General features: G+C 65.5%; 23 protein-coding genes and 1 tRNA gene. 10 read left to right on the forward strand and 14 right to left on the reverse strand.

Annotation, left to right across the window (positions count from 1 at the left end; genetic code table 11):
* Window position 1: 1 nt before the first annotated feature.
* From ACMV5O_RS00235 to ACMV5O_RS00255, 5 genes are read right to left on the reverse strand one after another with little or no spacing between them, the layout of a single operon-like run.
* On the reverse strand, window positions 2–4,297 hold the full coding sequence (locus ACMV5O_RS00235; RefSeq protein ID WP_416161580.1) for a pilus assembly protein: 4,296 nt from the start codon (window positions 4,295–4,297) through the stop codon (window positions 2–4).
* A gap of 7 nt (window positions 4,298–4,304) precedes the next feature.
* Entirely contained in the window at window positions 4,305–4,874 is a 570-nt protein-coding gene (locus tag ACMV5O_RS00240; RefSeq protein WP_416161581.1) for a PilX N-terminal domain-containing pilus assembly protein, read from the reverse strand.
* Window positions 4,871–5,914, reverse strand: a complete 1,044-nt coding sequence (locus ACMV5O_RS00245) for a PilW family protein (RefSeq protein WP_416161582.1) — start codon at window positions 5,912–5,914, stop codon at window positions 4,871–4,873. Before ACMV5O_RS00245 ends, ACMV5O_RS00240 begins: the two co-directional genes overlap by 4 nt.
* Window positions 5,911–6,375 carry a type IV pilus modification protein PilV gene (gene pilV / locus ACMV5O_RS00250; RefSeq protein WP_416161583.1) on the reverse strand — a complete coding sequence of 155 codons (465 nt, stop codon included), beginning with the start codon at window positions 6,373–6,375 and terminating at the stop codon, window positions 5,911–5,913. The genes ACMV5O_RS00245 and pilV overlap by 4 nt, the downstream gene beginning before the upstream one ends.
* Window positions 6,365–6,904: a GspH/FimT family pseudopilin gene (locus tag ACMV5O_RS00255; RefSeq protein ID WP_416161584.1), complete on the reverse strand. Its 540-nt coding sequence runs from the start codon at window positions 6,902–6,904 to the stop codon at window positions 6,365–6,367. Before ACMV5O_RS00255 ends, pilV begins: the two co-directional genes overlap by 11 nt.
* Before the next feature lie 99 nt (window positions 6,905–7,003).
* Here ACMV5O_RS00255 and ACMV5O_RS00260 point away from each other — a divergent pair, with 99 nt between their 5' ends.
* From ACMV5O_RS00260 to ACMV5O_RS00300, 9 genes are all read left to right on the forward strand, one after another.
* Window positions 7,004–7,999 (forward strand): sensor histidine kinase, encoded by a 996-nt coding sequence (locus ACMV5O_RS00260; protein WP_416161585.1) that lies wholly within the window; start codon window positions 7,004–7,006, stop codon window positions 7,997–7,999.
* A 4-nt stretch (window positions 8,000–8,003) separates the two neighbouring features.
* Entirely contained in the window at window positions 8,004–8,726 is a 723-nt protein-coding gene (locus ACMV5O_RS00265) for a LytR/AlgR family response regulator transcription factor (protein WP_416161586.1), read from the forward strand.
* 97 nt (window positions 8,727–8,823) lie between these two features.
* Window positions 8,824–10,242: an argininosuccinate lyase gene (gene argH, locus ACMV5O_RS00270; protein WP_416161587.1), complete on the forward strand. Its 1,419-nt coding sequence runs from the start codon at window positions 8,824–8,826 to the stop codon at window positions 10,240–10,242.
* 52 nt (window positions 10,243–10,294) lie between these two features.
* Window positions 10,295–11,605, forward strand: a complete 1,311-nt coding sequence (locus ACMV5O_RS00275) for a protein kinase domain-containing protein (RefSeq protein WP_416161588.1) — start codon at window positions 10,295–10,297, stop codon at window positions 11,603–11,605.
* Window positions 11,602–12,567, forward strand: coding sequence for a fructosamine kinase family protein (locus tag ACMV5O_RS00280; RefSeq protein ID WP_416161589.1), 966 nt, complete (start codon window positions 11,602–11,604; stop codon window positions 12,565–12,567). Before ACMV5O_RS00275 ends, ACMV5O_RS00280 begins: the two co-directional genes overlap by 4 nt.
* Before the next feature lie 255 nt (window positions 12,568–12,822).
* The gene (locus ACMV5O_RS00285; protein ID WP_416161590.1) at window positions 12,823–13,497 is read left to right on the forward strand and encodes a hypothetical protein; all 675 of its coding nucleotides are present in this window, start codon (window positions 12,823–12,825) and stop codon (window positions 13,495–13,497) included.
* Window positions 13,494–13,769 carry an HPr-rel-A system PqqD family peptide chaperone gene (locus ACMV5O_RS00290; RefSeq protein WP_416161591.1) on the forward strand — a complete coding sequence of 92 codons (276 nt, stop codon included), beginning with the start codon at window positions 13,494–13,496 and terminating at the stop codon, window positions 13,767–13,769. The genes ACMV5O_RS00285 and ACMV5O_RS00290 overlap by 4 nt, the downstream gene beginning before the upstream one ends.
* Window positions 13,747–14,688 (forward strand): HprK-related kinase A, encoded by a 942-nt coding sequence (locus ACMV5O_RS00295; protein ID WP_416161592.1) that lies wholly within the window; start codon window positions 13,747–13,749, stop codon window positions 14,686–14,688. Before ACMV5O_RS00290 ends, ACMV5O_RS00295 begins: the two co-directional genes overlap by 23 nt.
* A complete protein-coding gene (locus ACMV5O_RS00300; RefSeq protein ID WP_416161593.1) occupies window positions 14,685–15,785 on the forward strand; it encodes a nucleotidyltransferase family protein in 1,101 nt (366 codons plus the stop codon). Before ACMV5O_RS00295 ends, ACMV5O_RS00300 begins: the two co-directional genes overlap by 4 nt.
* Window positions 15,786–15,824: 39 nt before the next feature.
* On the opposite strand, the gene grxD is transcribed toward ACMV5O_RS00300, so the two are convergent.
* From grxD to groES, 9 genes are all read right to left on the reverse strand, one after another.
* Window positions 15,825–16,151, reverse strand: a complete 327-nt coding sequence (grxD, locus tag ACMV5O_RS00305) for a Grx4 family monothiol glutaredoxin (protein WP_416161594.1) — start codon at window positions 16,149–16,151, stop codon at window positions 15,825–15,827.
* 88 nt (window positions 16,152–16,239) lie between these two features.
* The gene (prmC, locus tag ACMV5O_RS00310) at window positions 16,240–17,112 is read right to left on the reverse strand and encodes a peptide chain release factor N(5)-glutamine methyltransferase (RefSeq protein ID WP_416161595.1); all 873 of its coding nucleotides are present in this window, start codon (window positions 17,110–17,112) and stop codon (window positions 16,240–16,242) included.
* Window positions 17,112–18,191, reverse strand: a complete 1,080-nt coding sequence (prfA, locus tag ACMV5O_RS00315; protein ID WP_416161596.1) for a peptide chain release factor 1 — start codon at window positions 18,189–18,191, stop codon at window positions 17,112–17,114. The genes prmC and prfA overlap by 1 nt, the downstream gene beginning before the upstream one ends.
* Before the next feature lie 58 nt (window positions 18,192–18,249).
* Window positions 18,250–19,506 carry a glutamyl-tRNA reductase gene (hemA, locus tag ACMV5O_RS00320; RefSeq protein ID WP_416161597.1) on the reverse strand — a complete coding sequence of 419 codons (1,257 nt, stop codon included), beginning with the start codon at window positions 19,504–19,506 and terminating at the stop codon, window positions 18,250–18,252.
* 144 nt (window positions 19,507–19,650) lie between these two features.
* Window positions 19,651–19,726: transfer RNA gene (locus tag ACMV5O_RS00325), tRNA-Phe, on the reverse strand.
* A 109-nt stretch (window positions 19,727–19,835) separates the two neighbouring features.
* Complete coding sequence (locus ACMV5O_RS00330; RefSeq protein WP_416161598.1) at window positions 19,836–21,332, reverse strand: sensor histidine kinase N-terminal domain-containing protein; 1,497 nt, start codon at window positions 21,330–21,332, stop codon at window positions 19,836–19,838.
* Window positions 21,307–21,993, reverse strand: coding sequence for a response regulator transcription factor (locus ACMV5O_RS00335; protein WP_324540467.1), 687 nt, complete (start codon window positions 21,991–21,993; stop codon window positions 21,307–21,309). The genes ACMV5O_RS00330 and ACMV5O_RS00335 overlap by 26 nt, the downstream gene beginning before the upstream one ends.
* Before the next feature lie 344 nt (window positions 21,994–22,337).
* Complete coding sequence (gene groL / locus ACMV5O_RS00340) at window positions 22,338–23,987, reverse strand: chaperonin GroEL (protein ID WP_416161599.1); 1,650 nt, start codon at window positions 23,985–23,987, stop codon at window positions 22,338–22,340.
* Window positions 23,988–24,039: 52 nt separating this feature from the next.
* The gene (gene groES, locus ACMV5O_RS00345) at window positions 24,040–24,330 is read right to left on the reverse strand and encodes a co-chaperone GroES (protein WP_002926786.1); all 291 of its coding nucleotides are present in this window, start codon (window positions 24,328–24,330) and stop codon (window positions 24,040–24,042) included.
* Window positions 24,331–24,593: 263 nt separating this feature from the next.
* Between groES and ACMV5O_RS00350 the strand changes: the two genes are divergently transcribed.
* Window positions 24,594–26,513 (forward strand): Lon-insertion domain-containing protein, encoded by a 1,920-nt coding sequence (locus ACMV5O_RS00350; RefSeq protein ID WP_416161600.1) that lies wholly within the window; start codon window positions 24,594–24,596, stop codon window positions 26,511–26,513.
* Window positions 26,514–26,709: the final 196 nt, after the last annotated feature.

The raw sequence follows: 26,709 nt of genomic DNA on the forward strand, positions 1-26,709 counted from the left end.
CTCAATCCCTCACGATCTCGCGCCACGAGATACGTCCCGTGCGCTTCAGCCCAAGGTTGATCCGCATGTCGGCAATGTCGCCACTCGAGCCGCCGACGACGAGTCGATCGCCAACGATTGTCGGCTCACCCGGCATCCCGATCCTGGGATCGAAGGAGCCGACCACCTTGTCGCCGCCCAGCTTGTCGCTGTCATCGAAGCGACCATCGTTGTTCAGGTCGAAGGGCGAGTAGGCAAGCCGTGCCCCAGTAAATGGATTGATCGCATTGACATAGCCACCGCCACCCGCCTCGCACGGGTCAGGGTCAGGGATGATGCTGCTCACCAGCAGCACGGGCTCAAGGAAGCGATAAAGGATGGAGCTCGTCACGATGCGCTCGCCGCGCGCAGTCGGATCCTTCAGATCGACGAACCAGCCCTTCTTCCCGCTCATGTCGCCGTTGGTCCCCTCCGAGAAGACCCGCGTCTGGAACATGCCAACCGTCCCGAGCAAATCGATCGTTCTCTGCTTCAGGTCGGCCCGACCGCCCGTGATAGGTCCAACGTCAACATTCGGGGCCGGGCCCCGGTCGATCAGCCCATACCACGACTGGACCTGCGTGCTGGTCACATCGCTCGCATAGACGTAGCTGCCCGTGCCGAAGAACACGAAGATCTTGCCGTAGTTCAGCAAGTCGGTCGTGACCGTGTTCTGTGCGACGGTAAGCTGCGCCGTGATCGGTTGAGGGTTGCCATCGGGGTCTAGCGCAGTAAACAGGGGCAGCGGCGTACTGCCACTGCGATAGTGCGATTGCCACTGGTTGGCGTTCTTGTCGCTCAAGTCGAAACGCCAGACGTTACCCTGCAGGTCGCCCGCATAGACGGTATCAATGTTGCCGTTCGCATCGCTATCCACGAGCGCCGGCGTCGACAGCCCGTTCGGATTCGCGCCCCCACCGACACCCGTGTCGATCTTCTTGATCAAGGCACCCGTCTCGAGGTTGAAAACGTACAGCACTGCCCGCTCATTCACGCTGTTGTGTCCGTTCCCCACCAGGACCGCCTTGGTACCGTTCTCAAGGGTGGCGATCTGCGGTCGGCCAAGCATGTGTCCGAGATCGTTGTCGGCCGCGCTGCCATACTCCCACAGCACGTTTGCCGCAACGAAGCTGGCGGGATCAGTGACGTCCAGCGCGAAGAGCCCCTTTGCTCCGCGACCTGTCGACCCCACCAGGATGTTCTTGCCTGGCGTCTGCGAACGCGTGGATACCGCAATATCGCCATCGACGAAGAAGGTATGGGCATAGGCGGGCGAGGCCAAGGTGGGCAGCTTGTTGAACACCAGCCCCGGTATGTAGGCAAACACCTCCGCCCCCGTGCTTGCCGAAAAGGCGTGGAGCATGCCGTCGTTCGCGCCGACGAAGACCGTGTTGTTGTCCTTCACGAAGTAGGGTGAGGAATGCACGACGTCACCCAGCAAGCGATTCCGCGTGCGCAATGTCCCGCCCTGCTGGATCTCGTTGCTCCGATCTCCGCGCAGGTAGTTGAACACCGCAGTCCCGCCCAGCGTTGTCTGTTGCGCGCCCGACAGGCTGTCCCAGAGGAAGGGAACGCCCTTGGTCGTTGCGTCCTTCCAGGTGAATATGCTGCGCGATGCGGCAGCGGGGATCATCGTCGAGGCACGCCATGTCGGAATCGTGCTGACGCCGGAGGACGTGATCGCATAAGAGAAAAGCTCGCCTTCCCAGTTCGCGCTATTGAACTGGGTCTGGAAGACGCGGCTCTCTGCCTGCAACTGCTGGCCGTTGGAGGTGATGTTGCCGGCACTGGCGCTACGCGCCACGATCGTGTCGAAGCTGCGCTTGAGCGCCTCGCGCAATCTGAGCGGGTTCTGCACGAGGAAATAGGTATCTGGAACGCCGTCGCCGTCCGCATCCCATTCCAGCGGCAGGTCCGGGCGATTGTTGCCATTGCGATCGACGAACCCTCCCCACTTCGCCGCGTACCACAAGGGGTCCCTGAGCAGACTCGCCGACGATGCGCCCGGGGAAAAGAAACGTTCGCTGTAGCGGAGGTTGGTCGGGTTTATTGGACCGTTGGTGTAAGGCAGCTTCCCGCAGGCCGCAGGCGGGTTGCTGACGTCGCATGCGCCCGGATTGAGGCCCGGCGGCACATTGAGGTGATAGTGCCTGTCCACATCCTCGTCCTGCACCACCAGATAGATGCCGTCATTGGTGGTGCCGGAAATCACGTAACCCATGCTGTGCTGAATGCCACCTTGCTGGTACTCAGGAGTCAGTCGCACACGCAAGGTGTTGTTGGCGGTCGCCGCCACCTCGTAGACGACGATCGCGTCCATATCGTGGTCAGCGCCCTGCTCGACGTCTTCGAAGTTGATGCGAAAACGCGCAAAGTAGCGTCCGCCATTGACCGTCGAGTCATGATCTGCGGTGGACGAATTGGCAATCGTATCCACATAGAAGTCCACGATCTGGTTGGTCGGCTGAAAGGAGCCTTTGGCATTACTGATACTGGAGCCGCCAATCGACTTGGCAAATGGCACCAAGGTAATGCTGCGGCCACCCACCGGCACCTCGATCCGAGGCAGGGGCGAACTCAACACCACGGCGTAAGTATCGACCGACTGTTGTCCGGTCAGGCTCGGCCGCAAATCTGTGGTCTTGCCGAAATGCGCCACTGAGGCCGAGTAGAAACTGCCCTGCTTCGTCGGCTCTTCAGGTGCCAGGCCCCGAATGTTGCCCAGCGAAGTCACATTCTTCGCCGTAGGCGCACCGTCATAATCGGTGCCCACCTGCCCGATGTAACGAGGCCCCACGATGTTGGGCTCATGAGACGTAATGGTCTGGGCGATATCCGCCACATTGAGACCCGTGAGGTCCCCGGAAAAAGAGCCAAAGGCAGCGCCCGGCAGCTGATCCGAATCGAAGGACGGGTTGATGCCCGACACGACGAGCATGTTCGGTCGTGCACACCATTGGGCACTGGCTGCACTCCCCGCCTCGTAGGGGTCGTCCCAGGTCGCCACCGGTAAGCCGAGATGTGCATCGTGGCTACCCGAGGTCTGGAACGCGGACGTTGCCGCCTTCTTGCCCGCAAAATAGCGCAGCGCCTCGTACATGATCTCGCCGATCGGATTGCCCCAATCGACAAACTCGCCTTCAGTCATCGCTCGCGTCGTCACCCACCCGCCACGATACTGATTGGAGGTGTTGCCGTTATTGAAGTCTCGGATACGCAAACTGTTGAGCGCATTCACGATCGTGGCATTGGCGGTGAATCGCCCCGTCGTTTGGTCAACCTCCGCCTTGAAGGACGAGACGACCCTGCGCAACACGCCGCCCGACATGTTCTTGTTGTAGCTGCCCGTCAGCAAGCCGAAATACATCGACTCGTTCTCGCCATACTCGTGCAAGAGCCCGTATGGCTTCAAGTTGCCGTTCGGATAGCGCTTGCACCCGTTATTGAAATTGGCCGTGCAGACCAGAACACGCACGGAATAATCTGTACGTGTGCCGTTGTGGTTGTTCGTCTCGTGCAAGACGGGAACCTCCGTCGACGCCCATTGCCATACGCGCCGATCCTTACTGTTCGTGATCACCCGCAGCAGGGGAGGTCGATCACTACAACTGCTGAGCGTGGCGCAGTTTATCCCTCTGGTGTCCGTGAGATTGCCAAAGAAATGCCGCCTTCCAGAAGTAGGCTTGGAAAGCGGGGTGTACTCACTGATATCGTAGCCGTCATTGGCTACGCTGGTGTATTCCTTTGCCCAGGAGTGTGCATCCTGCGGAATGTAACTCCGCCGCAGGATGGTCTCAGCGTCGGTATCGACTTCACGGTGACCACCATAGAACACCTTGCGCAACGCATCGATGCGGCTGGTGGTGACATAGTTCAGCCAGTTCCCCGACCACCTAGCATTACTGGGGCACTTTCCCAGCGCACCTGCCGCTGCCCTTGGCGAAAAAAGACCCGTGCTATCGTCATACGTATAGCAGACTCCCGAATCGAACAGCCCGTAATAGGTGATGGACGGCTTGAACCGGATATCGAGTACACCATCGCCATTGAGGTCGCTCGCATCGTTATACGCTTCATAGAAAAGCGTATGGTCACGACCAACGGTGAGCATGCTCAGCGGCACCGCCGCCTGCGTCGCGACAAGCGGCGTCTCGGGAATGGTGGGCGCGCCAATCGCCACGGGCTGCATTGTGAAGGAAGCAACAAGCAAGCAGCACGCAGCAAGTGCGCGTCTGATGAGGGGACGGGCGCGCGCCGGCCTGGAATCGAAAGTCATCATGCACCTCTCATTCTGTCGCATATATCGATTGCAGAATCACCATCGCCCGATCCCCACCGCCATGGCTTCGTGCAGTGACTCGGTAACGGTTGCAGTCCTGCGCCCCAGTCGTGGGGTCTTCGATATTGCAGGGAAAGTTGTCCCCAAGAAGCTCGACGATGTATTGCGGCGTGGTCGAAAGCGCACCCAGACCCAGCCCCGCTGCATTCACCCAGCCGGCGAAGTTCTGGTCCAGCCAGCGCGCCGGGCAATCCTTGTCGGGAGTGGAGCACAAACCGTTCTGGCACGGCGACGCGACGCAACTGGCATCCGCATCCACATACACGCCGTAATTGTCAAAGCCGCTGTTTGGCGGGATGGCGTCAGCCTGAGCCTGCGCTGCGTTTTCCCCCGCACGCAGACCCGCCTCGGCGATCTGGAAGGCGAGGCTTCGGTCACGGGTATTGGCCGTCATCCGCTCCTCGAGCGCGACGGTTCGCACGCTCGACAATCCAAGCAGAGTCATGATAACGAGAAGAATCAGGGCCACGATGAGGGCCGCTCCACCTTGCGCCCCAGAGGAAGCGAGTTTTCTCATTGCAGCGCCTCCCGATGCCGAAGGCTGACAACGTGAATCAATTGCCGCCGGAGCACCGTATTGGGATTCGTCGCATCGGTCCCGACCGCTTCAAGCGACTCGAGATCCATTGCAATCCTCACCGCAATCACGGGCGAAACGGCGTCATTTGCCCACGAACCGATCAGCGCGGCATTGGCGTAACTTGATGCGGGGCTGGTACCGACCCGCGTCAGATACTCCATTTGCAGATCCATGACGCCTTCCGCAACCTCCTGGGGCGCGCCCGCATTCTCGATGCGGAACAAAGAGCGTCCTCCGCGCGCGTTGTTTCCGATGTACCAGTTGATCACAGCCAGGCGGCTCAGAAAGCCGTTGCTCTTGAATTCATAGAGATTACCCAGGGTCGAACTGCAGTCGGTTGGGAAGCCGAGCCCTTTGCTGCAATTCCCAGGGCCAGTAGGGACATTTCCATCATTGTGAACGATCGTCTTAGTCGGGGTCGACGGACCTGTCATCTGAAAGATCGCAGCCTGCCTGTAATCGCAGGCCATGAGAATAGCGTTAACTTCAAATCCATGCGCATCCGTATTGACCTTGAACTGCGCCGACGTCGGCGGATTATGATCGGTGATGATGACTCCAGTATTGAGCGAGGCCGTACGGATCGTCACGGCATCCGTGCCCGCGACACGTTGCCCCGTGCCGTTGCCCGTCACCACTCCCGGCATTGAAACGTTACCTTCATATCCCTGAATCCCGCCGCGACTCCAATCGAGCCAGTGTGATCCGCCCGATCCGTTCACGACATTGGCGACCCGGCTCGTACCGCAGGGGTTTCCGCCGGCCTCGCGCAATTCACGCGCCATCAACTCGAAAGCAATACGCGCATTGTCCTGCATGCGTGCAAGGTTATCGTTCACGCGGAAGGACTGACGTTGGGCGAGATAGACATTGCTCAAACCCAGGATCAGGAGCAGTCCGAGCACCATGGCGATCATGAGCTCGATCAAGGTGACCCCGGCCTGGCCCTTTCCTTTCGGCCTCAAGAACTGTTTCATAGCCCGCTCGCCGTCTCGAACATTTCCTGCGCGGCGCCGCCGGTGCCGCGGTCATCACGCCAGTAGATTCGCACCGTGCATGTCATGCCGGTGCAATCAATCTCGCCACAGGTGGCATTGTCATTACCGAGATTGTCCTTGAGTGCCTGCATCCAGAAATGCTGATCACCCGACACCAGGGAACCGCCGGCCACGGGCACGGCACAGGTCTTGGCCATGTCGTAGTTGCCGTCTGCAACGTCACCGCGATTGGTGCGCATCGCATCGAGCATGAAGTAGCTGAGCATGACGGCCTGCGTGCGCTGGTAGCTGCTCTGATTGTTCTTCATCGCATTGATCTGGAGTGCGGCCATTCCCAGCAAACCGACCGACAGCACCAGCACGGCAATCAGAACTTCAAGCAGGCTGAAACCGGTCTGATTCCGTTTCGACGCGCGCGAATTGCCTCGACTAGCCAGCATGGATCGCTCCCATCCTGATATTGATCACCCTCGTGCTTCCGTTGGCGAGGCTGAGCGTGATGCTGCCAGCGCCCATGGGCCCACCACCTGTGCCATAAGACACCCCATCAGGGCGAAAACGGACGCACGCATGATCAGCCACAGTGGTCGTATCAAGGTTTCCGAATGCAAGCCCGACCGTTGCGTTCAACTGACCCACGCGGATGTCCGTCCCTGCCGTGTTTTCGACCATCCAGGCGCGCGAGGTGGAATTGACGCAAAAACGGATCGAGGTGTTTTGACGGATTGCCTCGCTCTTTGCCAGATGCAGGCCCGAGAACACGTCATTGGCAGCCGTATTCAGGCGGCTGTTCGCCATCATGCCCTGGAAGGATGGAGCGGCAATCCCGGCCAGAATTGCGATGATCGCCACGACGACCATCGCCTCGATGAGGGTGATGCCGCGCACGCCCCTGGGGCCGCTGCGCCGCTCACTGCGTGGGCCGTTGCCCAGAATGGATTTTGCTGACATTAGGGTTCGATCTACCATGGCACCTTGCCCTCACGTTAGCGCGGGCGTGTGGACACAGGCAAACACCCAATGGATGGACGGTCAGATTCGTACGATGAGCGGCAGGGGTCGATCTGGATGACCGGATGCCGCGTGGAGGGCCTGCTCATCTGCATCGCCCTCGCCATCGGCGTCGCCGCCCTGCTGGCGGTCGCGCCCGGCGCACCGGGCAGCCGCTGGGAACGCTTCGGGCTGTTCGGTTTTTTCGCGCTGTGGATCGTGCTGCCGTGGTTTCTGCTGGTGTGCGGGGTGCTGCGGCGGTGGCAGATGCGGGCGCGGGCGAAGGCGGCGCTGGCGCTGCTGTTGCTGTTCGGCTGGTCGCTGGCGGTGGGGCGGATCGCCTTCGAGCTGATGGCGCCGCTGGGCGTGATCGATGTGGCGCGCGGCGAGTTCCTGCTCGACATCGCCATGGTGGGCGGCATCCTCGTCGGCTCGCTGAGCCTGGCGGGCTGGCAGGCGTCGCGGCTGTGGCACTGGCGCAGCCGCTCGTCGGCGGCCGAGGCCGAGGCGTGGACCGCGCGCCTGCAGCCGCACTTCCTGTTCAACAGCCTCAATGGCATCAGCGAGCTGGTGGCCACCGACGCGGCGCGCGCCGAGCGCATGATCGAGGCCTTGTCGCGCATCCTGCGGGCGTCGATGCGGGCCGAGGCGAGCGTGCCGCTGCGCAGCGAGCTGGCGCTGGTGCGCGACTACCTGGCGCTGGAGTCGATGCGCCTGGATACCCGCCTGCGCATCCGCTGGGAGATGGCCGAGCCGCTGCCGGCGCTGACGGTGCCGGCGCTGTGCCTGCAGACCCTGGTGGAAAACGCGGTGCGCCACGGCATTGCCCGCTGCCCCGGCGGCGGCGAGCTGTGCATCACCGTGCGCGAAGAGGGGCTGCGCCTGGCGCTGACGGTTGCCAATGACCTGCCGCCGGGCAACGATGACCCGCAAAGCGACGGCGCGGGCATGGGCCTTGCCAGCACCCGTGCCCGACTGCGCGACCAGTTTGGCCTCAACGCCAGCCTCGAGACCGCACGCAGCCAGGGCCGCTACCTGGCGCGCCTGAGCCTGCCCCTGCCCAAGCAAGGTTGAAACCATGCTCGACATCGTGATCGTCGACGACGAACCGCTTGCGCGCGCCCGCCTGCGCCGCCTGCTCGCCGCCCACCCCGAGGCCCGGGTGACGGGCGAGGCCGCCAGCGCGGCCGCGCTGCGCGATCTGCTCGAACGCCAGGTGCCCCACCTGGTAATCCTGGACATCGAGATGCAGGGCGAGGACGGCCTGTCGGTGGGGCGCTGGCTGGCCGAGCAGCCCAACCCGCCGGCGCTGATCTTTGTCACCGCCCACCCGCAGTTTGCGCTGGAGGCCTTCTCGGCCCACGCCGACGGCTACCTGTTGAAGCCGGTGAGTGCCGAGCAACTGGGCGAGGCGATCGAGGCGGCGCGGCGGCCGACGCGGGCGGCCCGCCTGTCGCAGGAGCCCCGGCCGCAGCCGCTGCTGACGGTGAGCGCGGGGCGGCGCGAGCGCCTGCTGGCAGCCAGCGAGATCCTGGCCTTTCGCGCCGAGGACAAGGGGGTGACGGTGTTCGTGCGCGGCGAGCAGTTCTTTGTGGACGGCAGCCTGAAGGAGCTCGAGTTGCGCTTCGAGCCGGCGGGTTTTGTGCGGGTGCACCGCGCCTGGCTGGTGGCGCAGGCGGGCATCGGCTCGATCGAGCGCGACGCCATCGGCCACCACTGGCTGAACCTGCGCGGGCTGGCCGAGCCGGTGCCCGTGAGCCGGCGCCAGCTCGGCCGCGTTCAGGCCCGGCTGCGGCGCTGAGGGCGGCCTTCCTTTATACTGGCGCGTCTTGGGCGGAGCCTGACTCAGGCTCGTCGCCAGCCTCTCTTCAGCCCCCCTGCACGCCCCTGCCGCCACCATGACCGCCTCTTCTTCCCCGCAGCCTGCCAAAGCCTGGTCCGGCCGCTTTACCGAACCCGTCTCCGAGCTCGTCAAGCGCTATACCGCCAGCGTGTTCTTCGACCAGCGCATGGCCGCGCAGGACATCCGCGGCTCGCTCGCCCACGCGAAGATGCTGGCCAGGCAGGGCATCATCGGCGCCCAGGATCTGGCCGACATCGAGCGCGGCATGGCGCAGATCGCCGGCGAGATCGAGCGCGGCGAGTTCGCCTGGAGCCTCGACGACGAGGACGTGCACCTCAACATCGAGAAGCGCCTCACCGCGCTGGTGGGCGACGCAGGCAAGCGCCTGCACACCGGCCGCAGCCGCAACGACCAGGTCGCTACCGACATCCGCCTGTGGCTGCGCGACGCGATCGACCAGATCCTGGCGCTGATCACCGAGTTCCAGCGCAACCTGCTGGATGTGGCCGAGGCCAACGCCGACACGCCGATGCCCGGCTTCACCCACCTGCAGGTGGCGCAGCCGGTGACCTTCGGCCACCACCTGATGGCCTATTACGAGATGAGCCGGCGCGACGCCGAGCGCTTTGCCGACTGCCGCCGCCGCGTCAACCGCCTGCCGCTCGGCTCGGCGGCGCTCGCCGGCACCAGCTACCCGATCGACCGCGAGTTCGTCGCCGCCGAGCTGGGCTTCGACGAGGTCTGCTACAACTCGCTCGATGCGGTCAGCGACCGCGACTTCGCGATCGAATTCTGCGCCGCCAGCGCGCTGCTGATGACGCACCTGTCGCGCCTGTCCGAAGAGCTGATCTTGTGGATGAGCCCGCGCGTGGGCTTCATCGACCTCGCCGACCGCTTCTGCACCGGCAGTTCGATCATGCCGCAGAAGAAGAACCCCGACGTGCCCGAGCTGGTGCGCGGCAAGACCGGCCGCGTCAATGGCAGCCTGATCGCGCTGCTGACCCTGATGAAAGGCCAGCCGCTGGCCTACAACAAGGACAACCAGGAAGACAAGGAGCCCTTGTTCGACACCGCCGACACGGTGATCGACACCCTGCGCATCTATGCCGACATGATCACCGGCATCAAGGTGAAGGCCGAGGCGATGCGCGGCGCGCTGAGCCAGGGCTATGCCACCGCCACCGATCTGGCCGACTACCTGGTCAAGAAGGGCCTGCCCTTCCGCGATGCGCACGAGGCGGTGGCGCTGGCGGTGCGCGCGGCCGACGTCAAGGGCTGCGACCTGCCGCAGTTTTCGCTGGATGAGCTGCGCATCGCCATGGCCCATGTGCCGGGCGCGGCCGAGCGCGTGGGCGAGGACGTATTCGGCGTGCTCACGGTCGAAGGCTCGCTCGCCTCGCGCCAGCACGTGGGCGGCACCGCCCCCGAGCAGGTACGTGCCGCGGTGGCGCGCGCCCGCAGCCGGCTCGGCTGACGCGGAGGCCTGCCCCCGATGAACCCGGCACGGCGACGATAGCCCAGCGACCATGAACCCGACGGCGACCGACGGCATCGGCAAGGAACGCATCGGCAAGTACGAGCTTCGCCGCCTGATCGGCCAGGGTGCCACGAGCAGCGTCTACCTCGCCTGGGACCCGTTCCGCCAGACCGAGGTCGCGATCAAGCGCCTGCGCCGCGAGATCGTGCGCGACCCGCAACGCGGGCGCCTGCTGCGCCAGCTCTTCCTCAACGAGGCCGCCTTCGCCGGCAAGCTCAGCCACCCGCACATCGTGCGCATCCACGACGCCATGGTCGATGACGAGGATGCGTGGCTGGTGATGGACTACGTGCCCGGCGGCACGCTCGACGACATCGGCCGGCCCGACACGCTGGCGCCCTTCGAGCGCGTCATCGAGATCATCTTCAAGGCCACGCGCGCGCTCGACTACGCCTTCCACCAGGGCATCACCCATCGCGACATCAAGCCCGCCAACATCCTGTTGATGGAGCCGGGCGGCAGCGACATCCGCCTCACCGATTTTGGCGCGGCGCTGCATACCGCGCGCGAGACCACGCAGATCGCCGGCGTCGGCTCGCCGGCCTACATGTCGCCGCAGCAGGTGCGCGAGGTGCCGCTGGACCACCGCACCGACATCTACTCGCTGGGCGTGGTGATGTTCCAGCTCCTGACCGGCCACCTGCCCTTCGAGCACGACAACAACTACAGCCTGCTCTACAGCATCGCCCACGACACCCCGCCGCTGCCCTCCGAGCTGCGCCCCGAGGTGCCCGAGGCGCTCGACGCAATCGTGCGGCGCGCCACCGAGAAGGACATCGACCGCCGCTACCAGGACTGGAGCGCGTTCTCGCACGACCTGGCGCTGGCGTTTCGCAACGAGAGCATCCGGCCGGCGGCCGACACCGTGCCCGACGCCGAGAAGTTCGAGGCCCTGCGCGCGATGCACTTCTTCCGCCGCTTCTCCGACGCCGAGCTGTGGGAGGTGATCGGCCTGTCGCGCTTCAGCCGCGCCCGCGCCGGCACCGTGATCATGAAGGAGGGCGAACGCGGCGACGCGGTCTGCTTCGTGCTCGAGGGCGAGGCGCGCGTCAAGAAGCACGGCCGCCTGCTCAACGTGATGAGCACCGGCGAATGCTTTGGCGAGGTCGCGGTGTTCTCGGCCGCGGCCGGCGTGCGCTCGGCCTCGGTCGAAGCGGCCACCGACACCGCGCTCATCACCATCCGCGCCGCCGCCCTGAAACGCGCCAGCGACACCTGCCGCATGCACTTCTACCAGGCCTTCCTCGAAGTGCTGGCCACCCGCCTGTCGCAGGCCAGCGCCCGCATCGCCAACCTATGAGCACACCCCGCCCGTCCGCCGCCCACCCGGCGCACCCTGCCCTGCCCGCCGTCGAGGACGCGATCCGCGCCCACACCGGCAACGCCTTTCGCATCACGCACGCCGCGCCTGCCAGCGGCGGCTGCATCCACAGCGCGATGACGGTGAGCGACGCCGCCGGCACGCGCTACTTCGTCAAGCTCGGCCCGGCACACTGCGCGCCGATGTTCGCCGCCGAAGCCGACGGCCTGGCCGCGATCGCCGCCAGCGACAGCTTTCGCACCCCCGCCGTGGTCGCCCTCGGCGCGGCGGGCGAGCCGGACGCAGCGGACCAGGCCGGCGGCCACGCCTTCCTGGTACTCGAGTACCTCGCGCTGCAGCCGCTGCAGTCCGCCACCGACGGCGCCCGCTTTGCCGAGGCCCTGGTCGCGATGCACCGCCGCACCGGCGAGACCTTCGGCTGGCCGCGCGACAACTTCATCGGCCGCAGCCCGCAGCACAACGCCCCGCATGCCAACTGGGCGCAGTTCTTTGCCGAACACCGCCTGCGCCCGCAGCTCGCGCTGGCACGCGACAAGGGCTTCGGCGGCGAGCTGCACAAACAGGGCGAGCGCCTGCTGCCGCGCATCCCCGCGCTCTTCCTCGACTACCGCCCGCGCGAGAGCCTGGTGCATGGCGACCTGTGGCACGGCAACGCGGCCATGCTCGCCGACGGCACGCCGGTGCTGTTCGACCCCGCGATCCACCACGGCGACCGCGAATCCGACCTGGCCATGACCGAACTGTTTGGCGGCTTTCCGTCGAACTTCTACGCCACCTACCGCAAGGCCTGGCCGCTGCACGAGGACTACGAGCAGCGCAAGTTGCTGTACAGCCTGTACCACGTGCTCAACCACCTGAACCTGTTCGGCCGCGGGTATCTGGGCGAGGCGCTGCGGCTGGTGACGAAGCTGAATGAGGAGCTGACGCTGGGGCGGGGTTGAGCGGATGCCTGCCGACAGGCTGTCGCCGAACTGAAGACCCCTTTGGATAGCAACATGGATTTGCGCGTCGGTTTTTTTTACACTGCGCGCCGAGAATGCGACCCAAGACCGAGGCCGCTCGCGGCCCCCGCTCGCAAACGCCTGTTTTAATGAGGGGCACCGATAAATGGAACGCATCTTGCTTTATGTAATTTGTCACGGTCTGCCTCGTTCTTCCCGGGCTAGGCGATAGCCTGTGCTAAGGTAAAAAGCAGCATGAAATCCACTGACGGTGAAGAGATGAACCACGATCCAGTCTCTCGGGCGCCCAGCGAAGTTGTTGCTGCGCAGCGAGACGCGAAACACAGCACGCGCCGGCGCAAGCTGCTTGGCGGGGTTGCTGCGAGTCCATTGCTGCTTTCAATCTCAAGTAGGCCCGCATGGGCCAACGGAGGCATGTGCACACCGTCGGCACTCGCTTCGGCCAACCTCTCCGGTCAGCATGACTTTTCTGGCTGCAGCATCTCTGCCGGCTGGTGGAAGAACAACGAGAGTCGGTGGCCGATCGCAGCGAGCACTTATTTCCATAGCATTTTCGAGAAGGTCGCTTTCAACGGCAGCGTCATCTACGAGACAACCACTCTCGGTGCTCCCACGACGCTCTCGGACGTCATGAACAAGCGCTTCACCGGTGACAACCCGGGAAACCTGGCGTTTCCGCTGATCGGTGCCTACCTCAATGCGCTGCAGTTTCCATACAACGGCGGCGCACCGGGCTACCCCTTTGCGGCTGCGGATATCGTCAAGGCTTTCAATGAATTGCACCAGCCGGTAACACTTCGGGGGAAGGGCAAACCGAAGCCAAACCAGTCGGCCTTCGAGAACCTTAAGAACACGCTCGATAGCGCAAACAATCTCTACGACTCGAACACCGCAAAGCCTGGGACTTGAAAACCGCCTTCGAGGGCAGCCTGATCGCCGCGCTTGATGAATTCGAATGGCGCACCTGGAGCGGCGACGCGGTTGTCTACCACGCCCCGAGCGGGCACACCTATCTGATACGGGACCCGGCCGGCTCGATCCTGAAGCAGCTCGAGTCGGGCGAAGCGCGTCGGGCGCAAGAGCTGCTCGACCAGTGCAGGTCCAACCAGCCGATCAGGGCAGAAGACTTCACCGAAGTCTTGTCCCTCATGCTGGACATTGGAATTCTCGTTCAATCCTGACTTGCTACTTGGCGAACTTTCACAGACCCGTATAACCGAACTGCTCCAGACCGAGGGGCTGCGGATTGCGACAGGTCCTTTCGTCTTTCGGATCACGTCTCCGCTGCCCGAGATCGCACGCGGCTTGCGGATCCTGTATGAGCAGTTTCCGCTGGCGGACGGCTCGGGCTTCGCAGACTTTCACGTTCGCATCAGCCGCCCGGCGGGTATTCGACGGTTTCTCAGACCGCAGTCGATCTTCGATGTGGATGGCGTCATGCCGTTCAAGCCACTCCCCGGCAAGCAATCACTTGCACTGATGGAGTGGGGAATGAACTGGTGCATCTACACGCATGCCCACCAGTTCCTGACCATCCATGGTGCGGTGCTCGAGCGCAATGGGCGGGCACTGCTCCTTCCTGCCCCCTCAGGCTCGGGCAAGAGCACGCTTTGCGCGGCATTGATGTGCAGCGGCTGGCGCCTGCTGTCGGACGAGCTGATCCTGATTTCTCCCGAGAGCGGCGCAATCCGCCCGCTTTGTCGCCCGGTGAGCCTCAAGAATGCCTCCATCGATGTCTTGAAGCGATACGCGCCGGATGCGGTCCTCACCGAGCCAATCCCGGACACATCAAAGGGCACCGTGGCGCTGATGCGCCCAAGCGCGCTGAGCGTGCAGAGCGCCGCCATCGACGCCCTGCCCTGGCGCGTTGTCTTTCCACGCTACCTCGCAGGCAGCGCGACCAACCTTACACCGATGAAGCAGGCCGAGGTGTTCATGAAGCTGGTCGAGAACGCCTTCAACTACAGCGTACTGGGACGTCTCGGATTCGACACGATGGCCGCTCTGGTGAGCCGTCTCGAAGGCTTCACCGCAGAGTACGGGGCACTGGACGACATCATCGCGACCTTGAACGAATGGGTCAGTGAGGGCGAAAGGTGAATCCGACCAAGTGTTTGCTGATCAAGGCACTATTGGCGCCGGGGGTCACGACATCCCTCTCGCTCAACGAATGGGAGACGCTGATTCGCCAGGCACGATCAGCACAACTGCTCTCACGACTTGCAACCCTGATCACGGAGCAAGGACTGCTCAACCGCGTTCCCGACAAGCCTCGGCAACACCTTATAAGCATCAGCCGCCTGTGCGAACGCCAACGGACGGCCGTGCGCTGGGAAGTCGAGCACTTGTTGGAGGCACTCGATCAGGCACAGACCCCCTTGGTTCTTCTCAAGGGCGCAGCCTACGAAATGGCCGACCTTCCGCCCGGGCGCTGTCGCATATTCGGCGACTTCGACCTTCTCGTTCCAAAGTCGAAACTCGACGCGGTCGAAACCGCGCTAATGATGCACGGTTGGTCGTCGGCACATCAGTCGCCGTACGACCAGCGCTACTATCGGACGTGGATGCATGAACTGCCGCCGATGAGGCACATTTCGCGCCAAAGCGTCATCGACGTTCATCACAGTCTCGTCCCTGAGACTGCGCCATTGAGACCGGACCCAAAAAAAATCCTTGCCGCCACCGTGGCCTGCGACGGTCACCCCGAAATTCGTGTGCTGTGCGGCAACGACATGATTCTACATAGCGCCGTTCACCTGTTTCACGATGGCGAATTCGATAACGCCTTGCGTGACCTCTTTGACCTTCGTGACCTGGTGACTCACTTCGTGCAGGACGAACGGGACTGGTCCAATCTGGCTGACCGCGCGATTGAATTGAATCTCGGTCGCCCTCTGCATTACGCGCTGAGGTACTTGCAGCGGATGCTGGACCTATCGATTCCGACGCACATTCATACTCGCCTGGGCCCTCACGCCCCTGGCCCTGTCGGAAACATCCTGCGTGATGCGATTTTCGAGCGCGGCCTCATGCCGTCCCATGAAACATGCTCCGACTGGCTCAGCCCCGTGGCAATGTTTGCACTCTATGTGCGAGGGCACGCTTTGCGCATGCCCTTTCACCTGCTATTGCCGCACCTCGTGCGAAAGGCCCTGTACAGAGGCAACCTGCTTCCGGAGAACCCAAGGGGGGGCTAGCCCGCACGGGCGACGATGCGACCCGCCCGTACCGGTGGATCAGTCCTGAACCACCCCTGCATCCTTGAGCATCTGCAGCAGCTCGCCGCTCTCGTACATCTCGCGCATGATGTCGCTGCCACCGACGAACTCGCCCTTGATGTAGAGCTGCGGGATGGTGGGCCAGCTCGAGAAGTCCTTGATGCCCTGGCGGATCTCGGCGTCGGCGAGCACGTTGACCGCCAGCACCTCGCGCACGCCACAGGCCTTGAGAATCTGCACCGCAGTCGAGGAAAAGCCGCACTGCGGGAACTGCGGCGAGCCCTTCATGTAGAGCACCACGTCGTTGGTGCTGACCTGTTCGCGGATGACGTCCTGGATGTCCATAGTGAAGCCCGATAAAAGTTGAGTAAAACAGTCGGAGAATTCTAGGGATGCCCACGAACAGCGTCAAGCACCGCCTTCAAGTGTCCGTTCAGGCGCCCCGACCGGGGCCCCGCCCAAGCCAGCGCCCGCCCGATACGCGTTCGATGCCGGCAATGTCCTTCCAGGATGCGATCTGCGCAAATCCGGCGTCGGCGAGCAGGCCGCGCGCGGCCGAGGCCTGGTCGTAGCCGTGCTCGAGAAAGAGCCAGCCGCCCGACTCCAGGCGGGCCGGCGCACCGGTGATGATCTCGGCCAGGTCGTCCAGCCCCTGCGGGCCGGAGGCCAGCGCGCCGCGCGGCTCGAAGCGCACGTCGCCCTCCTCCAGGTGCGGATCGGCCGCGGCAATATAGGGCGGGTTGGCGACGATGAGCTGGAAGCGCTCGTCACCCAGCGCGTCGAACCAGTCGCTCTGCACGAAGGACACGCTCGCCCCCAGGCGCGCGGCGTTGGCCATCGCTACCCACAGGGCCTCGCGCGAACGGTCCAGCGCCACCACGTCGGCCGCCTCCAGCTCGAGCGCGAGGGTCACGGCGAGCGCGCCGCTGCCCGTGCCCATGTCGAGCACGCGCACGGCGCGCTGGCCGGCGAAATGCGCCAGGGCGAGCTCGACCAGCAGCTCGGTGTCGGGGCGCGGGATCAGCACCGCGGGCGTGACCATGAACTCGCGACCGAAGAACTCGCGGCTGCCGGTGAGGTAGGCGACCGGCTCACCGGCCACGCGGCGCTCGACAAGGGCGCGATAGCTGGCCCAGTCGGCGCCGTCGAGACGCTGTTCGGGCCAGGCCACCAGGCGCGCCGCCGGGCATTGCAGCACATGGCGCAGCAGCACGCGGGCGTCCATCTGGTCGATCCGGGCGCGCGCCCAGGCGAGCGCGCCGGCGATGTCGACCTCGCCCGCGGGCGGTTGCGTGTGCGGCTTCATCAGTCGTCGGCCAGGGCGGCGAGCAGGCTGGCCTGGTGCTCCAGCGTCAGCGCCGCGACCAGCTCGTCGAGCTCGCCCTGCATCACAGCGTCGAGCTTGTACAGCGTGAGATTGATGCGATGGTCGGTGACGCGCCCCTGCGGAAAGTTGTAGGTGCGGATGCGTTCCGAGCGGTCGCCGCTGCCGACCAGGCTCTTGCGCTGCGCGGCCTCGGCGCTCTGCTGCGCGCGCACCTTGGCGTCGTACAGGCGGGCGGCGAGCACCGCCATTGCCTGCGCCTTGTTGCGGTGCTGCGAGCGGTCGTCCTGGCATTCGACGACGATGCCGGTGGGAATGTGGGTGATGCGCACCGCGGAGTCGGTCTTGTTGATGTGCTGGCCGCCGGCGCCCGAGGCGCGGAAGGTGTCGATGCGCAGCTCGGCGGGGTTGATGTCCACCGCCTCGACCTCGTCGGCTTCGGGCAGCACGGCCACGGTGCAGGCCGAGGTGTGGATGCGGCCCTGGGTCTCGGTGACCGGGATGCGCTGCACGCGGTGGCCGCCGGATTCGAACTTGAGCTTGGAGTACGCGCCATTGCCGACCACGCGGGCGATGACCTCCTTGTAGCCGCCAAGGTCGGACTCGCTCGCCGACACGATCTCGACCTTCCAGCGCTGGCGCTCGGCGTAGCGGGTATACATGCGCAGCAGGTCGCCGGCGAACAGCGCCGCCTCGTCGCCGCCGGTGCCGGCGCGGATCTCGAGGAAGAGGTTGCGCTCGTCCTTGGGGTCGCGCGGCAGCAGGGCGTGCTGCAGCTCGGCGTCGAGCTCGCCGATGCGGGCCTCGCCCGCCGCGAGCTCCATCTCGCCCAGCTCGCGCATCTCAGGCTCGGCGATCAGCTCGCGCGCGGTGGCGCAGTCGGCCTCGGCCTGGCGGTAGTCGCGATACAGGCCCACCACCGGCTCGATCTCGGCACGCTCGCGCGACAGCTCGCGAAAGGCATTCATGTCGTGCGCCGCGTCCTCGGCCGCGAGCGCGCGATCGAGCTCTTCGAGCCGGTTGGCGAGGTGTTCGAGTTTGTCGCGAATGCTCTGCTTCATCGTGATGAGCGGATGCGCACACGCCGCCCGCGCGGGCGGCCGGGCGCAAGCCAGGGCCCTAGTGGTGGTCGCGGGACAGGTTGAAGAGCTCGCGCACCACCCGGCCGGCCTCGGCCTTGTGCTCGCCCTCAGCCTGGTTGAGGAAGCGGGTGGGGCCGTGCATCAGCTTGTTGGTGAGGCCGTGCGACAAGGCGTCGAGCACGCGCTGCGGGTCCTCGCCCTTGGCCAGCAGGCGCACCGCGCGTTCGAGCTCGGCCTGACGCAGCGCTTCGGCATGCTCGCGCAGGGCACGGATCGCCGGCACCGCATCGCGCGCCGACATCCAGTGCAGGAAGCCGTCGACCCGCGTGTCGATGATCTGCTCGGCCTCGACCACCGCCTGCTGGCGCGACTCCATGCCCGCCTCGACGACCTGGGCAAGATCGTCGACGGTGTACAGGAAGATGTCGTCGAGCTCGGAAATCTCGGGTTCGATGTCGCGCGGCACGGCGAGGTCGACCATCACCATCGGGCGGTGGCGGCGGGCCTTGACCGCGCGTTCGACCATGCCCAGACCCACGATCGGCAGCGGCGCGGCCGTACAGGACACGACCACGTCGAAGCGCGGCAGCGCCTCGCCGATCTGGTCGATGCGCATGGTGCTCGCGCCGAAGCGGTTGGCGAGCGCCCGGGCGCGCTCCTCGGTGCGGTTGGCCACGGTCATCGACTTGGGCCTGGCGCCACCGAAGTGCGCGGCACAGAGCTCGATCATCTCGCCGGCGCCGATGAACAGCACATGCTGGTCGGAGACGCGCTCGAAGATGCGCGCCGTCAGGTGCACCGCCGCCGCGGCCATCGACACTGTGTTGGCGCCGATGGCGGTGGTCGAGCGCACTTCCTTGGCCACTGCGAAGGTGTTCTGGAACAGCTTGTGCAGCAGCACGCCCATCGTGCCCGCCTCTTCGGCGTGGCGCACCGCGTCCTTGACCTGGCCGAGGATCTGCGGCTCGCCGATGACCATCGAGTCGAGCCCGCTGGCGACGCGGAAGACATGGCGGATGGCGTCGCGCTGCGGGTAGGAATACAGGTAGGGCGACACCTCGGTCAGCGGCAGGTGGTGAAAGCGCGCCAGCCAGTCGGCCGCATGCTGCGGCTGCTCGGCCGCGAAGTAGAGCTCGGTGCGATTACAGGTGGACAGGATCGCCGCCTCGCGCACCGAATCGGCATGCGCCAGGCCATGCAGGGCCTGATCCAGCCGCTCGGGCTGGAACGCCACGCGCTCGCGGATCGCGAGCGGCGCGGTGTGGTGGTTCAGGCCAAGGGCGAAGAGTTGCATGCGGAAAACGGGTCCTTCTGGGCGTGGCGCATTATAGCATCGCGAAACAGCGTCAAAACTTGAGCAGAATCAGCCACTTCTGACCCGAACCGAGGCCCCGAAAGCAAACGGGCCGACACAAGGTCGGCCCGTCTGGGTGTGCTTTGGTGGCCAGTCGCGGAATCGAACCACGGACACGCGGATTTTCAATCCGCTGCTCTACCAACTGAGCTAACTGGCCAACGAGGTCGCCATTATAGTGAAAACCCCGAGCGTGTCAAAAGAAAATTCAAGTAACTGGCATTCAGGCCGCTTCGCCTCCCACCCCGTAGCGGCCATGCGCACCCGCTTCAGCCCAGCGGGTAATGATCGCCCTGCACGATCGGCGGCGGCTGCAGGTTGCTGCGCGGGAAGACCACGCGCGCGAGCGTGCCCTGGCCGGCCGGGTTGGCGTCGAGGGTGACCGTGGCGCGATGCAGCTCGGCAATCTCACGCACGATCGGCAGACCGAGGCCGGAGCCGTCGACACCGCTGCCCAGCACGCGGTAGAAGCGCTCGAACACGCGCTCGCGGTCTGCATCGGGGATGCCGGGGCCGGTGTCCTCCACTTCCAGGATGGGCGAGCCTGCAAAGCGCGTGCGGGCGGTCACGCGGCCGCCACGCGGGGTGTACTTCACCGCGTTGTCGATCAGGTTCTTGACCATCTCGCGCAGCAGGACCGGATTGCCTTCGATCATCAGCTCGGTCTCACCGGCCTCGACGCCGAGGTCGATCTGCTTGGCCTGGGCGCGCGGATAAAGTTCGAGCGCCACCTCACGCACCACCGCGTCGAGGCTGATCGGCTCGACGGTGTACAGCTTCTCGAAGCTCGCCTCGGCGCGCGCCAGCGACAGCAGCTGGTTGATCAGGTGCGCGGCGCGGTCGGTGCTCTCGGCGATGCGCGCCAGCGATTCGCGCAACTGCTCGGGATCGGTCTCGTGCATCGCCAGGTCGGTCTGCATCTTCAGGCCGGTGAGCGGGGTGCGCATCTGATGGGCGGCGTCGGCAATGAAGCGCTGCTGCGCCTGCAGGTTCTCCTCCAGACGCGTCATCATGTCGTTGAAGGCGACGATCAGCGGCCGCACCTCCTCGGGCACGCTCGCCGGGGCGACCGGCGACAGGTCGGTGGGGCGGCGGCGGCGGATCAGGCTTTGCAGCCGGTTGAGCGGCGCAATGCCACGGCTCAACCCCACCCATACCAGAATGACCGCCAGCGGAATGATGGCGAACTGCGGCAGCAGCACGCCGGTGACGACGCGCGAGGCCAGATCGGTGCGCTTGTTGCGCGTCTCCGCCACCTGCACCTGCACCAGCAGGTCGGGCATCGACGGCTCGGGGCGCAGGAAGCGGTAGGCCACCCGCACGTCCTCGCCATGGATCAGCTCGTCGCGGAACAGAACCTCCTCGCCCAGCAGCGACGGAGGCATCGGCGCGGGCAGGATCTCGGCGTCGCCGGTGACGATGACGCCCTTGTCGTCGGCGACCTGGAAGTACACCGCATCGTCCTGGTCGGCACGGAACAGCGCCCGCGGCGGCGCCGGAAAGTGCACCACGACCTCGCCCTCCTGCACCGACACCAGGCGCGCCAGCGCGCGCACGCTGTCGGCCAGCGCCAGGTCATAGGGCTGGTTGGCGATGTTGTCGGCAACGTTGTGGGTGACGATGATCGAGATCGGCCACAGGAACAGCAGGGGCGCGAGCATCCAGTCGAGGATCTCGCCGAACAGCGAGTTTGGCGGCGCCGACTTGCGCGACGAAGCCTTGCGCGGTGAACTCGCCTTCTCAGACTTTCGCCGCAGGGGCAGCATCGGGGTTTTCCAGGCAGTACCCCAGGCCGCGCACGGTCACGATCCGCACGCCGCTGTCCTCGAGCTTCTTGCGCAAGCGGTGTACGTACACCTCGATCGCATTGCTCGACACCTCCTCGCCCCAGCCGCACAGGTGGTCCACCAACTGGTCCTTGCTCACCAGGCGCCCGACGCGTAGCAGGAAGACCTCGAGCAAGCCGATCTCGCGCGCCGACAGATCGACCAGCTGGCCGCCGATCTTGACCACGCGGTCGGCCTGATCGTAGCTGAGCTGGCCGATCTCGATGCAGCGCGGCTGGCCGGTGCCGCGGCGGGTGAGCGCACGCACGCGGGCCTCGAGCTCGGGCAGCGCGAAGGGCTTGGTCAGGTAGTCGTCGGCACCGGCATCGAGGCCGCGCACGCGGTCGTCCACGCCGTCCTGCGCGGTCAGGATCAGCACCGGCTGCACCGACTTGCGCGCGCGCAGGCGCTTGAGCACGTCGATGCCGTTCATGCGCGGCAGGCCCAGATCGAGGATGAGCAGGTCATACGACTGGGTTGCCAGCGCGGCATCGGCCTCGGCGCCATCGGCCACGTGATCCACCGCATAGCCGCCACGCCGCAGGGCCCGGCAGATGCCGTCGGCAATCACCGGATCGTCTTCCGCCAACAGAATACGCATAGGGTCGAGGATGTAAGTGAAATGTAAGCGAGCCTGCCTAGAGTGGAGCCGCTGTTCTCCTTTTGCTCGGCCCCGGGGAATGCTGCCGCTCGCGCGGCACCGTTCCGGGGAGGCTGTGACCAACGCGCGCACGCTCCCCGCCGACTTTTCTTCCCCACGAACTGTTGGATTATCCCACGCTTCGCCACGCTTCGCGCAGGGCGATGCACACGCACGCGGCAACGCCGTCGTCGGCGCGCACCTGGCGTCGACCGCCGCCGTGAACGCAATCGGCCCCGCCGAAGCGGGGCCGATTGACGATGCTGCAGGTGCGACCCGGCGGTGCCGGATCGCGGCCGGGCGAATTACATGCCCATGCCCATGCCGCCCATGCCGCCCATGCCGCCCATGTCGGGCATGCCACCGGCCGGCTTGTCTTCGGCCAGCTCGCCGACCATGCAGTCGGTGGTCAGCATCAGGCCGGCGACGGACGCGGCGTTCTGCAGCGCGGTGCGGGTGACCTTGGTCGGGTCCAGCACACCCATCTCGACCATGTCGCCGTACTCGCCGGTGGCGGCGTTGAAGCCGTAGTTGCCCGAACCTTCGACCACCTTGTTCACCACCACGCTCGGCTCGTCACCCGCGTTGGCGACGATCTCGCGCAGCGGCTGCTCCATCGCGCGCAGCACGATCTTGATGCCGGCGTCCTGGTCGTGGTTGTCGCCCTTGAGTTCGCCCAGTGCAGCACGGGCGCGCAGCAGCGCAACGCCGCCGCCCGGGACGATGCCCTCTTCCACTGCCGCGCGGGTGGCGTGCAGGGCGTCCTCGACGCGGGCCTTCTTCTCCTTCATCTCGACTTCGGTGGCGGCGCCGACCTTGATCACCGCAACACCGCCCGCCAGCTTGGCGACGCGCTCCTGCAGCTTCTCGCGGTCGTAGTCGGAGGTCGCTTCCTCGATCTGCACGCGGATCTGCTTGACGCGGGCTTCGATGCGCTCGGCCTGGCCGGCGCCGTCGATGATGATGGTGTTTTCCTTGCCGATCTCGATGCGCGCAGCCTGGCCGAGGTCGTCCAGGGTGGCCTTCTCGAGGGTCAGGCCGACTTCCTCGGCAATGACCTGGCCGCCGGTGAGGATGGCGATGTCTTCGAGCATGGCCTTGCGACGGTCGCCGAAGCCCGGGGCCTTGACGGCGCAGGTCTTGAGGATGCCGCGGATGTTGTTCACCACCAGGGTGGCGAGCGCTTCGCCTTCGACGTCCTCGGCGATGATCAGTAGCGGACGGCCCGACTTGGCGACTTGCTCGAGCACCGGCAGCAGGTCACGGATGTTGGAGATCTTCTTGTCGAACAGCAGGACGAAGGGCTGCTCGAGGATGGCAACCTGCTTGTCCGGGTTGTTGATGAAGTAGGGCGACAGGTAGCCGCGGTCGAACTGCATGCCCTCGACGACGTCGAGTTCGTTCTGCAGCGACTTGCCGTCCTCGACGGTAATCACGCCTTCCTTGCCGACCTTGTCCATCGCACGGGCGATGATCTCGCCGATGTCGCTGTCGGAGTTGGCCGAGATCGAGCCGACCTGGGCGATTTCCTTGTTCGTCGAGCACGGCTTCGACAGCTTCTTCAGCTCTTCGATGGTGGCGATGACGGCCTTGTCGATGCCGCGCTTGAGGTCCATCGGGTTCATGCCGGCGGCGACGTACTTCATGCCTTCGCGCACGATCGACTGCGCCAGCACGGTGGCAGTGGTGGTGCCGTCACCGGCGATGTCGGAGGTCTTGGAAGCGACTTCCTTGACCATCTGCGCGCCCATGTTCTCGAACTTGTCCTTCAGCTCGATTTCCTTGGCGACGGACACACCGTCCTTGGTCACGGTGGGGGCGCCGAAGGAGCGCTCGAGCACCACGTTGCGACCCTTCGGGCCCAGGGTCACCTTGACCGCGTTGGCCAGGATGTTGATGCCGGCGACCATGCGCTCGCGGGCGGAATCACCAAACTTGACTTCTTTAGCTGCCATTCTTCAGAACTCCTGAATTGTTTCGATTAGCGTTGATTGGTGCGGGGGAGGCTCAGGCCTCGACCACGCCCATGATGTCTTCCTCGCGCATCACGAGGAGCTCTTCGCCTTCGACCTTCACGGTCTGGCCGGCATACTTGCCGAACAGCACCTTGTCGCCCACCTTGACGGCCATCGGACGGACCTTGCCGTCGTCCAGGATCTTGCCGTTGCCGACAGCCAGGACCTCGCCCTGATCGGGCTTCTCGCCGGCGCTGTCCGGGATCACGATGCCGCTGGCGGTCTTGCGCTCGGCTTCCAGACGCTTGACGATCACGCGATCGTGCAGGGGACGAATCTTCATTGAGTTCTCTCCTATCCAGGATTCAACTGCTTGGGTTGATAGACTTGCGGGCTCGGCCCGCGGGGCAAATTCGCAGTGCGCTTCCGCGGCCCGCTCGAACGGGGCCTGGAAGCTTGTTAGCACTCACTGCCAACGAGTGCTAATAATAGGGACGCCCCTCGGGGATTTCAAGGGGCGATTTTTTCGTCGCCTGCATTTGGCGCCCGTGCCCCGAACGGGCTGTCGGTTTATCCTCTGCCTACAACACCGAAGAGGCCACGCCGATGTGCCCCGCCCCCGCCTTGCCACCCGAGCGGCTCCATAGCCCCTGCGACCCGGCAGGGCTTGGCTTCGCGACCACCGCCGAGCTTGCCGACGCCGACACCGAGCTGCTGCATCCGCGCGCGGTCGAAGCGATCCGTCTGGCGCTCGACATCCCGCACGAGGGCTACAACCTGTTCGTGCTCGGCGACACGGGCAGCGGACGCCACGCCATCGTCAGCCACCTGCTCGAGGCCGAGCGCGGCCAGGGCGGCGGGGCCGCCGACTGGTGCTATGTGTGGAACTTCGGCCACCCTTCCCAGCCCCGCATCCTGCGCCTGCCCTGCGGCCGCGGGCCCGGCCTGCGCGACGACATGAACCGCTTCGTCGAGGAGCTGATCCCCGCCATCGGCGCGGTGTTCGAGAGCGACGACTACCGCGCCCGGCTCGAAGCGCTGCAGGACGAGGCCAAGCAGCGCGAGGAACAGGCGCTGCGCGAACTCGGCGACGAGGCCCGCGCGCGCGGCGTCGCCCTGTTGCGCACCCCGCATGGCTTCGCCTTCGTGCCGATGAAGGGCGAGGACGACACCCTCACCAAGGAGGAGTTCGACCAGCTCCCGGAGGCGCGCCAGAAGGAACTCGGCGAGCACATCCGACTGCTGCACGATCGCATGCAGCACCTGATGGCGGAGTTTCCACGCTGGCGTCGGGAGCTGCAGAACCGCATCCGCGAAGCCGGCCAGGATGCGCTCGGCGCCACCGTCGCGCACATGATCGACGAGCTCAAGGCGCGCCATGCCGACCTGCCCGCCGTGCTCGATCACCTCGACGCGGTGCATCGCGACATCCTCGCCAGCGGCGAATCCCTGCGCGCCGCGCGCTACGCCCGCCTGTTCGCCACCCTCGCCCGCCGCGAGGGGCTGCGCCCCTTGTCGGCCGGCGCCGTGGCGCGCCTCATCGAGCACGCCGCGCGCCTGGCTGGGGATGCCGAGCGCCTCAGCACCCAGACCCAGCCGCTCGACGATCGCATGCACGAGGCCGAACACTTCGCCGCCGCGGCCGGTTCGGCGCTGATCGAGCGCGAGCATGTCGAGGCGGCGCTCGCCGCCCACCGCCGCCGCCACGAACGCCTGCGCCTTGCCCACCAGGACGCGATCCTGCGCGGCCAGTGGCTGGTCGACAGCAGCGGCAGCCACGTCGGCCAGGTCAATGGGCTTGCCGTGGTGCCGCTCGGCGACGGCAGCTTCGCCCATCCGGTGCGCATCACCGCCACGGTGCGCGTCGGCGAAGGCGAGATCATCGACATCGAGCGCGAGGTCAAACTGGCCGGGCCGATCCATTCCAAGGGTGTGCTGATCCTGTCCGCCTTCCTCGCCGCACGCTTCGGCTGGCTGATGCCGCTGTCGCTGAAGGCGAGCCTGGTGTTCGAGCAGTCCTACGGCGGCGTCGAGGGCGACAGCGCCTCGCTCGCCGAACTGTGCGCCCTGCTGTCGGCATTGGCGCGCGTGCCGCTGTCACAGGCGCGCGCGGTGACGGGCTCGGTCAACCAGTTCGGCGTGGTGCAGCCGGTAGGCGGCATCAACGAGAAGATCGAAGGCTTCTTCGAGCTGTGCGAGGCACGCGGACTGGACGGCGAACAAGGCGTACTGATCCCGCAAGCCAACGCGTGCAACCTGATGCTGCGCCAGGAAGTGGCAGACGCCGTGCGGGCCGGCCGCTTCACCATCTGGGCGGTGGCCGATGTGGACGAAGCGCTCGAGCTGCTCACCGGCCTGCCCGCCGGCACGCCGGCCGCCGACGGGACGATGGCGGAGGACTCGGTCAACGGGCGGGCGATCGCCGGGCTGAAGCGGCTCGCACAGCTGCGCCGCGCCTTCGGCAGCGACCACAAGGACCGCAACGAGTGCGCCGGCAGCGCAACGTCGTCATCAGGGGATGAATGATCACGAAGGCCTTCGCTGGCCACGGCAAGCGCCAGCGGCACCGAGCCATCGCCGGGCCGCGAGGGCGAGGCGGCGCATCGCGTCTGGCACAGGCAGGCTCATTCCGCGGGCAAGCCCGCTCCCGCCCTCGTCAAGCGGCGCGCCCCGGCGCCATTCGAAGGGCAACATTCTCTGACAAGTCGCATTCGACAGTCGC

Source organism: Thauera sp. WH-1 (assembly GCF_047806685.1).
Classification (GTDB): Bacteria; Pseudomonadota; Gammaproteobacteria; order Burkholderiales; family Rhodocyclaceae; genus Thauera.

Coding starts and splice junctions, on each gene's coding strand:
- ACMV5O_RS00350 (WP_416161600.1), top strand. CDS start 24,594: ATGTGCCCCGCCCCCGCCTTGCCACCCGAGCGGCTCCATAGCCCCTGC.
- ACMV5O_RS00245 (WP_416161582.1), bottom strand. CDS start 5,914: ATGAAACAGTTCTTGAGGCCGAAAGGAAAGGGCCAGGCCGGGGTCACC.
- ACMV5O_RS00285 (WP_416161590.1), top strand. CDS start 12,823: ATGAAATCCACTGACGGTGAAGAGATGAACCACGATCCAGTCTCTCGG.
- ACMV5O_RS00240 (WP_416161581.1), bottom strand. CDS start 4,874: ATGAGAAAACTCGCTTCCTCTGGGGCGCAAGGTGGAGCGGCCCTCATC.
- ACMV5O_RS00280 (WP_416161589.1), top strand. CDS start 11,602: ATGAGCACACCCCGCCCGTCCGCCGCCCACCCGGCGCACCCTGCCCTG.
- pilV (WP_416161583.1), bottom strand. CDS start 6,375: ATGCTGGCTAGTCGAGGCAATTCGCGCGCGTCGAAACGGAATCAGACC.
- ACMV5O_RS00235 (WP_416161580.1), bottom strand. CDS start 4,297: ATGATGACTTTCGATTCCAGGCCGGCGCGCGCCCGTCCCCTCATCAGA.
- prmC (WP_416161595.1), bottom strand. CDS start 17,112: ATGAAGCCGCACACGCAACCGCCCGCGGGCGAGGTCGACATCGCCGGC.
- ACMV5O_RS00275 (WP_416161588.1), top strand. CDS start 10,295: ATGAACCCGACGGCGACCGACGGCATCGGCAAGGAACGCATCGGCAAG.
- groL (WP_416161599.1), bottom strand. CDS start 23,987: ATGGCAGCTAAAGAAGTCAAGTTTGGTGATTCCGCCCGCGAGCGCATG.
- hemA (WP_416161597.1), bottom strand. CDS start 19,506: ATGCAACTCTTCGCCCTTGGCCTGAACCACCACACCGCGCCGCTCGCG.
- grxD (WP_416161594.1), bottom strand. CDS start 16,151: ATGGACATCCAGGACGTCATCCGCGAACAGGTCAGCACCAACGACGTG.
- prfA (WP_416161596.1), bottom strand. CDS start 18,191: ATGAAGCAGAGCATTCGCGACAAACTCGAACACCTCGCCAACCGGCTC.
- ACMV5O_RS00265 (WP_416161586.1), top strand. CDS start 8,004: ATGCTCGACATCGTGATCGTCGACGACGAACCGCTTGCGCGCGCCCGC.
- ACMV5O_RS00260 (WP_416161585.1), top strand. CDS start 7,004: ATGACCGGATGCCGCGTGGAGGGCCTGCTCATCTGCATCGCCCTCGCC.
- ACMV5O_RS00255 (WP_416161584.1), bottom strand. CDS start 6,904: ATGGTAGATCGAACCCTAATGTCAGCAAAATCCATTCTGGGCAACGGC.
- argH (WP_416161587.1), top strand. CDS start 8,824: ATGACCGCCTCTTCTTCCCCGCAGCCTGCCAAAGCCTGGTCCGGCCGC.
- groES (WP_002926786.1), bottom strand. CDS start 24,330: ATGAAGATTCGTCCCCTGCACGATCGCGTGATCGTCAAGCGTCTGGAA.
- ACMV5O_RS00335 (WP_324540467.1), bottom strand. CDS start 21,993: ATGCGTATTCTGTTGGCGGAAGACGATCCGGTGATTGCCGACGGCATC.
- ACMV5O_RS00330 (WP_416161598.1), bottom strand. CDS start 21,332: ATGCTGCCCCTGCGGCGAAAGTCTGAGAAGGCGAGTTCACCGCGCAAG.